Raw genomic sequence first — 14,016 nt, forward strand, 5'->3', positions numbered from 1 at the left:
GCACCGGCAAGGCCACCGCTGCCAGGTCATATGCCTGTATACGGCCGGCTCGCTGGCACATGAGCTGGACGCGCTTGGCATTGCGGTACACGTGTGCGCAAAACGGCAAGGCCCGGACCTGCGGGCATTGGCGCGCGCCCGCGCAATGGTGCGCGCGCATGCCACCGACGTATTGCATACCCACAACGCCGTCGCGCATTACCAGGCGGTGCTGGCAACCTTGGGGCTGCCCATGCGCTGCATCATCAATACGCGCCATGGCATGGGCGTCAACCGCAACGCAAGCCGGCGGGAATGGTTGTATCGCCGCGCGCTGGCGCGCACCGATACCGTGGTTACCGTTTGCAATGCCGCGCGCAACGATGCGATCAAGCGTGGCATCGTTCCTGCCGCCAAGGTGTGCGTGGTGCCCAACGGCATTCACGTGGAAAAATTTCAGACCGCCTCGCCGGCGATGCATGAACGGCTTGCGGATCTGCTGGACCTGCCCGTGCAAGTGAAGATCATCGGTACGGTCGGGCGCCTGAACTGGGCCAAGGATCAGCTCGGCCTCATCCGCGCTTTCAGGCTGGTGCACGCGCAACACCCGGATACCGTGCTGGTGCTGATCGGCGACGGCGAACTTCGCGCCTCGCTGCAGCAGAGCGCCATCGACGAGGGCATGGGCGGCAATGTGCACTTCCTGGGCGACCGCAGCGACGTGCGCGAGCTGCTGCAGGGGCTGGACCTGTTCGTGCTTTCCTCGCTGAGCGAGGGCTATTCGATGGCCTTGCTGGAAGCGAGCGCCGCCGCGCTGCCGATCGTCGCCACCGCGGTCGGCGGCAACGGCGAGATCGTGCGCGACGGAACCACCGGCCGCCTGGCGCCGGCGGAAAATCCCGCGGCGCTGGCCGAGGCCATGCTGGCGCTGTTGCGCCATCCGCAACACGCCATGGCGCTGGGCGAGGCGGCGCGCGCATGGGTCGAACAACACGGCTCGCTGGAAGCGATGGCGAGGCGTTACGCCCAGCTTTACCGCGGCGCGCAACGCTACGACGGCGCCGATCTGCACGACAGCCCAAGGGAATGCCATACGCCATGAAAGTGCTGATCCTCACCAACCTGTTTCCGACGCCGTGGGATCCGCTGCGCGGCGCCTTCAATCGCCAGCAGTTCGAACGCCTGGGCCAGCTGCACGAGGTGGACGTGATCACCGCGGTCGACTTTCGCGAACGGCTCGGCGACCGCCGTGGCGACGTGCATGCCGATCATCTGCGTACCGATTATTTCGTGTTTGCGTTTCCACCGCGCCTCGGCCGCTCGCTGCATGCGCTGTGCTGGCTGCTGTCGCTATGGTGGCAACGTGGACGGCAGATACGCAAAGCCCATTACGACTGCCTGCTGGTGAGCTGGGCGTATCCCGATGGTGCCGCCGCCGGCTGGCTGGCGCGCCGGCTGGGCATTCCCTATGTGGTGAAGGTGCACGGCAGCGATCTCAACGTGCAGGCCAATCATTTATTGCGCCGGCCGCAGATCCGCTCTGCGCTGACCGGCGCGGCGGGCGTGGTCGCGGTCAGCCGTGCGCTGGCCACCAAGGCCATCGCATTGGGCGCGCATGCATCCAACGTGCATGTGCTCTACAACGGCGTCGACGCGTCGATCTTTTCGCCTGAATCGCGCGCCCCATCGCGTGCGCGGCTGGGCCTTTCCACGTACTCGCCGCTGCTTTTATTCGTGGGCAATCTGAAAGCGTCCAAAGGTTGTCTCGACCTGCTCGAAGCGTTTCCGGCCCTGCTCGCCGTACGGCCGCTGGCGCGCCTGATCTACGTCGGCACGGGCCCCGCGCGCAGCGCCATCCTCGAACGCGCCAAGGCGCTGGGTTGCCTGGACCGCGTCGAAATGGCCGGCGCGGTCGCCCATGCCGAACTGGGCGACTGGTTCCGCGCGGCGGACCTGCTGTGCCTGCCCAGCCATAACGAAGGCGTGCCGAACGTGGTGCTGGAAGCCATGGCGTGCGGCACGTCGGTGGTGGCCACCCGCGTGGGCGGCATTCCGGAAGTGGTACCGGTCTACGCCGGCATCCTGGTGCCGCCACACCAGCAGCAGGCGCTGTCCAGCGCGCTCATCGAGGCCAGTGCGCGGCGCTGGAATCACAAACGGATCGCTGCGCATGCGCGTGGTTTTCGGTGGGAGGACAACATTCGGCAACTGGATGCGATCTTGTGTGCGGCTGTTGCTGGGGCGGCCGCTCCGGCAGGAGCATCGGCATGAATATGCGGCCGAAAAAACACCGCTTGCTGGGTCTGCTCCCAGACGCGCTGGTGCTGACCAACGGCTCGCGCCGCGACAACGCGCGCTACCTCACCTTCGACGACGGCCCTGACCCCACCTATACGCCGCCGCTGCTGGACCTGCTGGCTAAGCACGGCGTAAAGGCCAGCTTTTTCCTGGTAGGACAGAAGATCGAGCGTCACCCGGAGCTGGTGGAACGCATCGTGGCGGAGGGGCACATGCTGGGCAATCACTCCTATAGCCACTGGTCGTTCAAGCGCATGACCACGCGCAAAAAACTGAGCGAAATCCACGACACCGACGCCTTGCTGCATGCCTTCGATGGACGCGCGCATCATCGGATGCGGCCACCGCACGGCTACGTGGGCGCCGATCTGCTGTGCTACTTCGCCATACATCGGCGCAGCTTTGTGTACTGGTCGTACGACAGCCTCGACTACCAGGACCGGCCCAACCAGGAAATGATCAGCCGCCTGCGCGCCGATCCGCCGCTGCCCGGCGACATCGTGCTGATGCATGACGACAGCGACCGCGCCCACGACGCGCTGGCGGTGATGCTGCCGGAGTGGTTGGGCGAGGGCCATAGCTTCAGCGCGCTGCCGCAGGATGCACGATGAGAATTCTCTACCACCATCGCACGCGGGGGCGGCACGTCGAGGGCGTGCACATCCGCGGCATCGTGCACGCGCTGCGGGGCCTTGGGCACGACGTATCGATCCTATCGTTCCCGGGCGCCGATCCCGAGCATGAATCGACCCCGCAGGCGAATTCGAAACGCAGCCGGCTCGCCGCAGCGATCACCCGCTTGCCCGGCGTGTTGTTCGAATGCCTCGAACTTGGCTACAACGCGGTCACGTTCTTCCGGGTCGGCGCCGCCATCCGCCGGCAACGGCCGCAGCTGATCTACGAACGCTATTCGCTGTTCCTGTTTGCGACGGTATGGCTGGCGCGGCGGCGCGGCATTCCGCTGGTGCTGGAGATCAACGATTCGGCGCTGGTCGAACGCGTGCGGCCCTTGCGCCTGAAGCGCCTGGCCCGGCGCATCGAAGGCTGGTGCCTGCGCCACTGCACCGGGCTGGTATTCATCTCCAGCTATTTTCGCGACCAGGCGAAAGCCGCGTACGGCGATATCGCGCCGTCGGTGATCTCGCCCAATGCGGTCGACCTGGCGCGTTTCGATCCTGCGCGTTTCGACGTGGCCAAACTGCGCGCCGAACGCGGGCTCGCCGGCCGCATCGTCTGCGGGCATATCGGCGTGTTCGCGCACTGGCATGGCGTGGATGCATTCGTCGAAGCCATCGCCGCACGCCTGGCCGAAGTGCCGCAGCTGGCGCTGGTCTTCGTCGGCGATGGAAAAACCCTGCCCGCCGTGCGCGCGCTGGTGGCCGAACGCGGCCTGTCCGACCGCGTACTGCTGCCCGGCCGCGTTGCGCACGAGGAGATCGCCAGCTGGATCGCCTGCATGGATTACGCCGTGCTGCCGAATTCCAATCACTACGGTTCGCCGATGAAACTGTTCGAGCTGATGGGCATGGGCGTGCCGGTGGTCGCGCCCGATTATGCGCCGGTCGCCGAAGTGATCGGCGACGGCGACACCGGCTGGCTGTTCCCGCGCGGCGAGATCGCCGCCTGCGTGCAGCGCGTGCTGGACCTGGCCATGCAGCAGGAAGAACACCGCCGCGTGGGCGCCGCCGCGCGCCGCTATATCGAGCGCGAACGCCAATGGCGCAACAACGCGGAGCAGTTGCTCACCCTCCTGTCCGCACGAGGCTCGCACTGATGGGGACGATCGCGCTACTGGCTGCACTGGCCTTACTGGCGATGCTGGCGATTGCCGTAACGCTGGCGATACGCGCACGCCAGATGCACATCTGGCTGGGCAGCTACCTGCGCCGCCGGCCGCCGCGCGTAACGGATAAGCCGATACACGTGATGTTCTGTTTCGTCGATCACTTCGAACCGATGTGGGGCAAGGTCGACCTGGCGACGCAACGCGCGCGCGTGGATCGCTGGTGCCGCGACTACCGTACCCTGGCCGATGCGCACCGGGACGCCGACGGGCGGCCGCCGCAGCACAGCTTCTTCTATCCCGAGGAGGAATACCGCGAAGAACATCTGGAAAAACTCGCCGCGCTGTGCGCGGACGGTTACGGCGAAATCGAGATCCATCTGCATCACGACAACGACACGCCCGAAAATTTCCGCACCACCATCGACCGTTTCAACCGGCTGCTGCACGAACGGCACAACGCGTTGCCGCGCGATCCGAACACCGGCCAATTGCGCTTCGCCTTCATCCACGGCAACTGGTGCCTGGACAACTCGCGTGCGGACGGCCGCTGGTGCGGCCTCAACAACGAACTGATCCTGCTGCGCGAACTGGGCTGCTACGCCGATTTCACCCTGCCCTCCGCGCCGAGCGAAACGCAGACGCGCATGATCAATGCCATTTATTACGCCACGGACGACCCGACGCGGCCCAAGTCGCACGATACCGGCGAGCCGGTGCGCGTTGGCGGCAAGCCGAGCGGCGATCTGCTGATCGTGCAAGGACCGCTGGGCTTGAACTGGCGCAGCCGGCGCTTCGGCATCATCCCGCGCATCGAGAGCGCCGACGTGCGCCGCGCCTGCCCGCCGACGCCGGACCGGGTCGACGCATGGATCAAGACCGGCGTGCACGTGGAAGGACGCCCCGAGTGGGTGTTCGTGAAGATCCACACCCACGGCACGCAGGAGCGCGACATGGACACGTTGCTGGGCGAGGCCGCCCACCGCATGCATAACCACCTGGAGCAGGCCTACAACGACGGCAAGCGTTACGTGCTGCACTACGTCACTGCGCGCGAGGTGTACAACATCATCAAGGCGGCCGAAGCGGGCTTGACCGGCAATCCGCACGACTACCGCGACTACGAGCTACCGCCGCCTGGCGTGCTGACCACTGCCAAAGCGCAGATCGCGTGACGCCATGAACAACGACCTGGTCAGCGTGATCATGCCGGTCTACAACGCCGAGGCGTGGCTGCAACGGACGATCGAATCGGTGCTGGTGCAAAGCCACACGTATCTGGAGCTGATCGCCGTCGACGATCGCTCGCACGACCGCTCGGCCAGCATGCTCGATGCGTACGCGGCGGCCGATGCGCGCGTGCAGGTCTTGCATCAACCGGCCAACAGCGGCGTCGCCGCGGCCCGCAACGCCGGCATGGCGGCCGCAAAGGGCAACTACATCGCGTTCCTCGACGCCGACGACTGGTGGCATCCGGCTAAACTCGAACGGCAACTGGCGAGCATGCGCACCAGCGGCGCCCTGGTCAGCTACGCCGCGTATTGGCGTGTCGCCGAAGACGGCCGCGTGCTGAGCAAGGTGATGCCGCCGCCGCAGGTCGATTGGCGCGACATGCTCGCCAGCAATTTCATCGGCACGCTCACCGGCATGTACGCGCGCAGCCTCGGCGACGTGCCGTTCCAGCGCATCGGCCATGAGGACTACGTGTTCTGGCTGGAACAGGTGCGGCGCGCCGGCAAAGCGGTGCGCGTGGAATCGCCCGAACCGCTGGCCTGGTACCTGGTGCGCGAACGATCGCTGTCGGCCAACAAATGGCGGGCGGCGTCCTGGCAATGGGACGTTTATCGCAAGGTCGAGAAGCTGGGGTTGATGCAGTCGGTGGCGTACATGGCGCGGTATGCGCGGCATGCGGTGATCAAGCGGCGTGGGGGGCGGGTTTAGGGGGATGCCGCGTTATTCGAACAGGGGGGCGACTTTCGCGACAAACAGTTCCCTCCCCTGCGAAGTACCTGATTAGCGTCAAGCCTCAGTTCGCCAGATCTGCCCCCTCCCCTACGTGTAGTAGGGGAGGGTTGGGGCAATGCTCCGAACTTAAGCCAGAATCGAAGCGTGTACCTCTCGCTCGCCAGGATACGTCCCCTCCCCTGCGAAGTAGGGGAGGGCTAGGGTGGGGTGCGAGCGCAGCGAGCGGCAGGAGCCCCATTGCTTCCATACATCTCATCAGGACATTCAGCTGCATGCTAACGCCCAAGCAACCCCACCCCAGCCCTCCCCTGCTTGCAGGGGAGGGAGCAGATCACCGCGAACAACAAGCTTCTTGGCTTAAGTTAGTGCCATTAGGCTTAAGTTCGGAGCATTGCCCCCCCGGATCAAGTCCGGGGCAGGCTCTACTTCGCAGGGGAGGGAGTCATGCACCGCGTAACTGAGAGATAGCGCTAATCAGGTGCGAAGTAAGGGAGGGAGCGCATCGTGGCGAGCATCAAGGCATCGTGCGTTCTCATGCAGCGTGGCTCACGCTTGGGGCGCGGCCTTGGCCGAAACAATCCACGACTCCGTCGTCGCCAGCACCTCGGCCGTCTTGCCGGCAAACCGTTCATCGATACCCAGCATTCCCTCGCGCAGCAACGTGAGCGACGTTTCATCCACCGTCGGCTCGGTCGCAAGCACGGTATGCCCCGCCGCTTCAAACAACGCCAGAAAATCGTCATGGCGCAGCCGGTTCATGTACATGTAGCGATTGCCGGCGTAGCGATCCCACTGCGCATCCGAATACTGCAGGAAATTGATCGGCGAGATGTGTGTGTCGGAATGCGAAAAATGGTCGGAGTAGTCGACGCGGTGAACGAACAGGCCCGTATCGCTGATGATGCGGTTGCCTTCCGAAAGAATGGCGGCCAGCACGTGGCGCGGAATGTGTTCGAAAACGTTGAACGAGGTATGGAAATCGATGCTTGCAGGGTTCAGGCCGGTACGCGCGGCATCGCCTGGCGCGATATAGCTGATATGGCATAGATCCAGCAGATGTTGCAGCCGGAAGCAGTCCTGGCGCTGGAAGTAAAGCAGCGTGTCGAAGCGTTTTCGATCCAGCTGCGCACCGAACGCGGCCTCCGTTTCTTCGACGTGCTCGGCGATGTACTGCAGGCACTCCTGCGTCAGTTCCGTCTTCAGGTACGGATTCAGGTCGATGGTGATGACCTTTTTTGCGCCCATCAGCCAATAGGCCAGCGGCGTCATCGGTACGCGGCCCGTGCCCACCTCGAAAAATGTCCGGTTGGCCGGTTCACGGCCGAGCTTTTCGATCTGCCGCCAGGTCTCGATGCCGGCGCGCAAGCGCGCCATGGGATTGATGTTGCGCAGGCCGCCGAAATGGCGCTGCAGCCAGTAATACGTGGCGTATGAGGATTCGGAGGGCAAGCGGGACACGGCGTTCTGCAGCGTTGCCTTGGTCTTCCAGTACATAAAGCCCCCTACGCCTTCGCCGGACCATGCAGCAAGGCCAGGCCGCGCATCAGCGTGCGCCCGGGCGGTCCAAGGCGATTGGTGATCAGGGTCATCAAGCGATAGTCCTCTTCATTCCAATAGCGCACCAGGAAACTGGCCGGCACAAACATCCCGACGAACACGATGCCGCCGACGATGAAGCCGAAACGGCTTGGAATGACATCCACGGATAGCCACGCCACCGCGGTTGCCACCACTGCCGCGCCGAACAGCCGCGCCATGTCCGCAATGGGAAGGCGCCCGCGGGTTGCACGCCGCAGGTAGAAGATGGCAAGGCCCAACTCCGCGAATCGCGTGCCGCCGTAGGTCATCATCGCGCCGGCCAATCCGAAATGCGGCACCAGCGCCACGCCAAGCACGGCGTTGACGCTCAGCGCGAGCACCGAGATGCGCACGCGATCGTCCTGGCGATCGACCACGGTCTGGAAGGCGGCGATGCTGTTTCCGATCAAGAGCAAGCCGGCCAGCACGAGCATGGCCTCGATCGCCGGTATCGCGGCCACGTAGCGGTTGCCATACATCAGCCGCACGATCTCCGGCGTGGTGACCAGGCCGACGCCCGCGATCACCAGGCCGGCGGCCCAGTAGAACCGCGCCGCTTCGGTGAGCAGGCGCGCCGCTTCCGAGGTGCCATTCTTGCCGAACGACTTGGCCATGTAGGGCAGCAAGGTGGTGGTCAAGCCCACGGAAAGCAGCTCGACCGCACCACGCGTGAGCGTGGAGGCGATCGCGAAGAAGCCGACCGCCGTAGATGTGGCATAGGTGTTGAGCAGAAACACTTCGATCGTGCTGGACCTGAGCGAGATCAGCAGCACCAGGGCCGCGGTGAGGCGTAGATGCCTGGAAAGCCGCTTGCTGACGTCATCGGAAATCGGCCCGGCAGCGAACGGCCGGCAATACCGGTGGAACGCCAGCCGATTGATCAGGTTCAACATCAGGCAGGCCACGGCGAACAGCGCAAAGAACGCCACCATGGTGGCGTGCAGCGCCGCCGCGGCGCCGATCAGCCCTACGCCGATCACGCCGGAAAGCACCGTCGCAATGGATACGGGCTCGAAACTCTCCTGCCCTTTTTCAATTGCCACCAGCATGGCGTAGTTGGCCTTGGCGACCACGGCGACGATCACCAGCGCGGTGATCGGCCACAGCGATTGCCGCCATTCGACCGGACGGATCACCAGAACCGAGGCGACAAACAGCAGCACGACGATGAGCGAACTCAGGTTCTGGTACCGGCTCAAGCGATGGGCGATGTGCGAGGCGAAATCCGGCCGCCCTGCTCCATCGGCCTCGGCAATGAACTTGGTCGACGACGTCGTCAGCGCATGATTGCTGCAGGTCATCAGCCAGCTGCACAACCACACGGTGAAGGCATAGCGGCCGAAATCCGCCGGACCCAGGCTGCGTGCTATCCACACGCTGACGACCAGGCCCAGCGCGTATTCCACATAGGTGGAGACCGACACCAGCGTGACGCTTCGCAATACCGCGATGCGCTGCTTCATGGCGTTGCCCTCTTGGCGGGCAATGCCGGCGCGCCGCTGCCGGCCGGCTGGCGTATCAGCCATGCGACGACGCCGCTGCCGCGATTATTCCAATTGAAGCGCCGCAACGTATCGGCCGATTTCGCGCATTCCAGGTTGTAGGACGAGGCCAGGGCAGCGAGCCGATGCTTCAACGCCGCACTTTGCTTGGGGTCCCGCTCGAAGTAATAGGCCGCGGCCACCGGCAAGGCGATCTCCACGGTATGCGCATCGCTGTACCAGCCGTCCGACTCCTCGATATGCGCAAGCGTCTTGACGTCGGCATGCGCCGATGACCAGTACCAGGTGATTTGGCCATCCGGCCCGGAACAGGGGTTGCGCCAGTCGTGCTCGTAGTGCAGCAGCTCGGGCTTGATCCAGCCGTATTGTTCGAGATAGCGGCCGAACGCGGTGATCATCACCGGAATGCGCGCGTCGCCGGTGACCAGCCACGCATGCCACAGGCCGTCGATGATGTTTTCCGTCATCCACGGCGAGGTGCCGCGCACGTCCGTCGAGGGGTTCCAGCTATCGTCCTCGTGAAGGTTCCAGCTGTTGCGCCAGGAACCGTCGTTGCCGAGGCCGTCCGGGTTGTTGCGCTGGTGGTCGTACAGCCAGCCGATGCGGTCGTTGACGCGTTGCAGGTAGCGGCGGTCGCCGGTCAGTTCGTACGCGCTGACGGTTTCCAGCAAGCCCAGGCCCGCCAGGCGTTCGGTGAAATGCTGCGCGGGACTGGTGTATGGCCCTGGCCGGTTGCTCCAGCCGCCGTTCTCCCACAGCGTCATCATCTTGTCGACGGTTTCCGGCGTGTGTTCGCTGTCATCGCCGGTGAGCGCAAGCGCAAGCAGAATCGGTTCCACATAGACGTATTTCACATCGCACGGCTTTTGGCCGTAGGTCCATCCGCCGCCGCAGAACGGGCTCATCGCCAGGCCATCGCGGCGGATGTACTTCATGTAGAAGTGATAGCTGAGATCGGCCGCCTGCAGGTAATCGAAACGGCCGGTGCGAACGTAGGCCTCGAACAAGGTGGAAGGACGATCGAACAGCCATGCGGTCGGATCCTTCACCGGCAAGGGCTTCGCCCATTGAAACTGTGCCGAGACGTACTCGGCATAGGCTTCATGCGGCGGCGCCGGAAACTGCGGCCCGGCCACCAGGGAGCGGCACAGCCATGCCGGACTCAGGGTTGCCAAGGCAGCGGCCACTTTCAGGCCTTGCTCGCCATCCACCAGGCCGTCGGCATAGGGCCAGCCGGGCAGATCGCGCTGGCGCGGCTTGCCGATCGAGAAATAGAACGTCTGCGTGTCGCCCGCCAAGTGCGCATGGAACTGCGCGCGCACCGCGCGCACGCTGCCGTCCTTGGCGTACCACAGCAAGGTGGTCTGGACGGCGGCGGGAACTTCCTTGCCGTTCTCATCGAGGATGCGCAGCAGATGCGTGTCGCGCAAGCTGCCGGGTGCAAACGGAATGCCGACGGAGACGAGTATGTCTGCATCCTTGCCGGCGTTGCGATGTACGACGATGCGCTGGTCTGGCGTGGTGCCCGCGGGGGCGCTGTCGTTCGCTGCGTGGACGGACATCGAGATGGCCATGATGCTGCTCAGGATCAGCGCGGCGCAGCGGCGGGTGGATACGGCTGTCATCGTTGCTCCGAACGTAAGTGCCGCGCGTCACGCTCGTCATTCCGGCGAAAGCCGGTACGCGGGGAGAGCACAGGGACGTGCTCGGCTTTGAGGAGCGAGGAATCCAGTCCAGATAGGAGTCCGGAGGACACAAAACCCAATGGCACTAACTTAAGCGTCATTGCTTCATGGCTTGCCGCGATGTGCCCCCTCCCCTGCGACAGTAGGGGAGGGCCGGGGTGGGGTTGCTTGTGCTTTAGTGTGCAGCCGAATGTCGCCATGGCTTCTGATAACAAGAAGCAAGGTGGCAACGTCAGGCTCTTGCCGCTCGCTGCGCTCGCACCCCACCCCAACCCTCCCCTACTTCGCAGGGGAGGGGGCACATCACTACACGCGTCGAGATACACGCTTAAGTTAGTGTCATTAGACACAAAACCGGTTTTGAGTGCTTCGCACTGCATATTAAAACTGGATGCCGGCTTTCGCCGGAATGACGAGCCACGCGGCATGTGGTCAGGACTGAAGTGAGCAAGCATTCAAGCCACCGACGAAAGCGGAACACGCTTGCACATCAGCTGCTGCTCCCAGCGCAGCGCGGTGCCGACGATGAAATCCAGGTCGTCGTAGCGCGGCTGCCAATCGAGCACCTGCTTGAGCCGGTCGCTGCAGGCGATCAGCATGGGTATGTCGCCCGGACGGCGCGGCAGCTCGATCACGTTCAACGCCTTGCCGCCCGCCCGCGCCACCGCATCGATGACCTCGCGCACGCTGTAGCCATGCCCATAGCCGCAGTTCAGCGTCTGCGAATCGCCGCCGTCGCGCAGATAATCGAGCGCGCGCAGATGCGCGGCGGCCAGGTCGTCGACGTGGATGTAGTCGCGGATGCCGGTGCCATCGGGCGTGTCGTAGTCGGTGCCGAAGATCGACAGGCTGTCCCGAATGCCCACCGCATGCTCGCAGCACACCTTGATCAACAGCGTCGCATTGGGCGTGGAATGGCCAATGTGGCCCTGCGGATCGCAACCGGCCACGTTGAAGTAGCGCAGCACCACGTGCCGCATCGCACCGGTAGCGCTGTGATCGCGCAGCATGGTTTCGGACATCAGCTTGGAGGTGCCGTATGGGTTGATCGGTTTGGTCGGCGTGTCTTCGTCGGCAATGCCGTGATCGGTTACGCCGTAGACCGCCGCCGTGGACGAGAAGATGAATTTCTGCACGCCCGCCTCGGCGCAGCAGGCAAGCAGGTTGCGCGTGTTGCAGGTGTTGTTGCCGTAATACTTCAGCGGATCGCAAACCGATTCCGGCACGATCGTATGGGCCGCAAAATGCAGCACCGCATCCACCTGGTGCGCGGCCATCACATGGCTGACCAGGGACGAATCGCCGACATTGCCCACCACCAGTTCGGCGCCGCGCACCGCTTCGCGAAAACCGGTACTCAGGTTGTCGACCACCACCACGCGCTCGCCCCGCGCCACCAACTGCTGCACGACATGACTGCCGATGTAACCGGCGCCGCCGGTAACCAGAACCGTATTCATGAAGAAGTCCCCGCAGTGACGGGAAAGTTTTGGGCCAGCCAGCGCTCGATCTGCTCCAGCAGACGCTTGCGATCGCCGGTGAGGATGTAGGTGTGATCGGCTTCCTTGAAAAAAAGGGTAAAGACGTCCGGATGACGGACGAGCCCGCCAAAGCATTCGCGGAACTGGCGCGCATGATTGAAATAACGGCTGATGCCGCCGCTATAGATCAGGCACAGCTTGAGGCCGCGCTCGAGCATGCCGGCCAGATCGGTGCGCACCACCGCTTGCGGCAACGGCGCCACGGTGAAGGCCGGCTCGCTGCTGCCTTGCTGCGCCTGACGGCGACGCGAAAAGGCATCCCGCCAGCGCTTCGCATCCAGCAGGCGCGGCACGTAATAGCGCAGGTGGTAGCCGAGCGTGCGGTACGCGTAACCGTCCAGGAACACGGCGCCGGCCACCCTGGCGTCGCTGCAAGCCACCATGTGCGCGCTTTGCGAACCGGAACACAGGCCGATCAATACGAAGCGCTGGCATGCCGCCTGTTCGCCGAGCAGCTTCATCGCGTCGGCCACGTCGGCGCAAATCTGCTGCTTGCGGGTTTGCGATTCGCCGCTGGCAGCGCTGTCGCCAATGGTGGAGAGGTCGAAACGCAAGGTCGGATAACCCCGCGCATTCAACCGGCGCGTCATCTCCACGTGCAAGCGGAACGGGCCGATCCGGTGCACCAGCCCCGCATTGAGCACGATCACGCCAACGGAATCGCGCACGGTCGACGGCGGCCATCCGGCAATGCCGACCAGATGCCGCGCACGTCCAAAACGGAACGCCTGCTCCGGCATCAGGCCACCTCCCGCACGTGCTGCGTGACGGCCTGGATCAGCGGATGCGAAAGAATCGCCACTTCGAGCCGGCGTGGATCATCCCAGGGCGTGGGCGGCTGCAACGACCTGATCGTTGCCGCATCGATCACAAAACCGTTCCAGGCGCGCGGCCGGTCGGGCGGCAGCGATTCGAGCAGCAGCGTCGGCACGGCCGGCCGCTTGAAATGCATGCCTGCGATCTGCTGGCGAAGGCTGTCGCTGACCGCAAAGCCGAGCCATTGCGCAGCGACGTCAGCCTCCTTGCGCGGCTGCATGAAGCGCGCCCGGTCGACGCGCAACGCCAATTGCAGCGCATCGAGTTGCTCGACATAGGCACGGCCGTCCAGCACCGGGTCCCACGCCACCACGCCGGCAAAGCGCGCTTGCGCAGCCGAGGCCAACGCAATGCTTGCGCCCAGCCGCGCGCCAAACGCGAAGACCTGGTCGATGCCGCTGCGTGCGCGCAGTTCGGCGGCCGCAGTGGTGGTATCGGTCAGGCAGCGCGCCCAGTCCACTTCTGCGCTGTCGCCGGCCGAGTCGCCGGTGCCGTAATAGTCGAAACGCAGAACGGCCACGCCTTCGGCCACCAGCGCCTGCGCCAGCTGCCGATACAGGCGATGACAACGAATCTGGTCCTGCCCCAGCGGCGGGCACAGCAGCACCGCTTTTCGCGCCGGTGTGCCGGCTGCGTGGAACAGGCCGAACAAGGCTTGATCGGGCCCGAAATAGAACGGCAGTTCCGTCTCGGCACGCGCGCTCATCGCCGGAACACCACGGTGAAAAACACTTCATTCTCGTGATAGCTCTGCGCCAACGCATTGCTGTTGCGCAGCTGCCGGATATACGAAACGTGCCAGCTCCAATGTGGGGTCCATTGATGGCCAACATCCAGGCCGTAGCGATACGTCTTATCGATGCGATCGA

At 64.4% G+C, this 14,016-nt stretch carries 12 protein-coding genes; 6 read left to right on the forward strand and 6 right to left on the reverse strand.

Translation table 11 applies throughout. The annotated features are described in order from the left end of the window. The 6 genes from VMA74_RS16485 to VMA74_RS16510 form a co-directional block, all read left to right on the forward strand. A partial coding sequence (locus VMA74_RS16485) for a glycosyltransferase (protein ID WP_325368913.1) occupies nt 1–1,081 on the forward strand: 1,081 nt, incomplete at its 5' end. Beyond that, entirely contained in the window at nt 1,078–2,250 is a 1,173-nt protein-coding gene (locus VMA74_RS16490; protein ID WP_325368915.1) for a glycosyltransferase family 4 protein, read from the forward strand. The genes VMA74_RS16485 and VMA74_RS16490, both read left to right, overlap by 4 nt. Continuing rightward, the gene (locus VMA74_RS16495) at nt 2,247–2,888 is read left to right on the forward strand and encodes a polysaccharide deacetylase family protein (protein WP_325368917.1); all 642 of its coding nucleotides are present in this window, start codon (nt 2,247–2,249) and stop codon (nt 2,886–2,888) included. Before VMA74_RS16490 ends, VMA74_RS16495 begins: the two co-directional genes overlap by 4 nt. Beyond that, complete coding sequence (locus VMA74_RS16500; RefSeq protein WP_325368919.1) at nt 2,885–4,051, forward strand: glycosyltransferase family 4 protein; 1,167 nt, start codon at nt 2,885–2,887, stop codon at nt 4,049–4,051. The genes VMA74_RS16495 and VMA74_RS16500 overlap by 4 nt, the downstream gene beginning before the upstream one ends. Then, a complete protein-coding gene (locus VMA74_RS16505) occupies nt 4,051–5,235 on the forward strand; it encodes a hypothetical protein (protein ID WP_325368921.1) in 1,185 nt (394 codons plus the stop codon). Before VMA74_RS16500 ends, VMA74_RS16505 begins: the two co-directional genes overlap by 1 nt. Nucleotides 5,236–5,239: 4 nt before the next feature. Further along, nucleotides 5,240–6,001 (forward strand): glycosyltransferase family 2 protein, encoded by a 762-nt coding sequence (locus VMA74_RS16510; RefSeq protein ID WP_325368923.1) that lies wholly within the window; start codon nt 5,240–5,242, stop codon nt 5,999–6,001. Between the two features lie 570 nt (nt 6,002–6,571). On the opposite strand, the gene VMA74_RS16515 is transcribed toward VMA74_RS16510, so the two are convergent. The 6 genes from VMA74_RS16515 to VMA74_RS16540 form a co-directional block, all read right to left on the reverse strand. Beyond that, on the reverse strand, nt 6,572–7,519 hold the full coding sequence (locus VMA74_RS16515; RefSeq protein ID WP_325368925.1) for a hypothetical protein: 948 nt from the start codon (nt 7,517–7,519) through the stop codon (nt 6,572–6,574). 8 nt (nt 7,520–7,527) lie between these two features. Further along, nucleotides 7,528–9,129 carry an oligosaccharide flippase family protein gene (locus tag VMA74_RS16520; protein WP_325368927.1) on the reverse strand — a complete coding sequence of 534 codons (1,602 nt, stop codon included), beginning with the start codon at nt 9,127–9,129 and terminating at the stop codon, nt 7,528–7,530. Next, a complete protein-coding gene (locus tag VMA74_RS16525; RefSeq protein ID WP_325368929.1) occupies nt 9,063–10,730 on the reverse strand; it encodes a hypothetical protein in 1,668 nt (555 codons plus the stop codon). Before VMA74_RS16525 ends, VMA74_RS16520 begins: the two co-directional genes overlap by 67 nt. Before the next feature lie 515 nt (nt 10,731–11,245). Next, a complete protein-coding gene (gene galE / locus VMA74_RS16530; RefSeq protein WP_325368931.1) occupies nt 11,246–12,250 on the reverse strand; it encodes a UDP-glucose 4-epimerase GalE in 1,005 nt (334 codons plus the stop codon). Continuing rightward, entirely contained in the window at nt 12,247–13,071 is an 825-nt protein-coding gene (locus tag VMA74_RS16535) for an alpha/beta fold hydrolase (protein WP_325368933.1), read from the reverse strand. The genes galE and VMA74_RS16535 overlap by 4 nt, the downstream gene beginning before the upstream one ends. Continuing rightward, the gene (locus VMA74_RS16540) at nt 13,071–13,853 is read right to left on the reverse strand and encodes an alpha/beta fold hydrolase (RefSeq protein ID WP_325368935.1); all 783 of its coding nucleotides are present in this window, start codon (nt 13,851–13,853) and stop codon (nt 13,071–13,073) included. Before VMA74_RS16540 ends, VMA74_RS16535 begins: the two co-directional genes overlap by 1 nt. Nucleotides 13,854–14,016 lie beyond the last annotated feature (163 nt).

The organism is Dyella sp., assembly GCF_035508675.1.
Taxonomy (GTDB): Bacteria; Pseudomonadota; Gammaproteobacteria; order Xanthomonadales; family Rhodanobacteraceae; genus Dyella_B.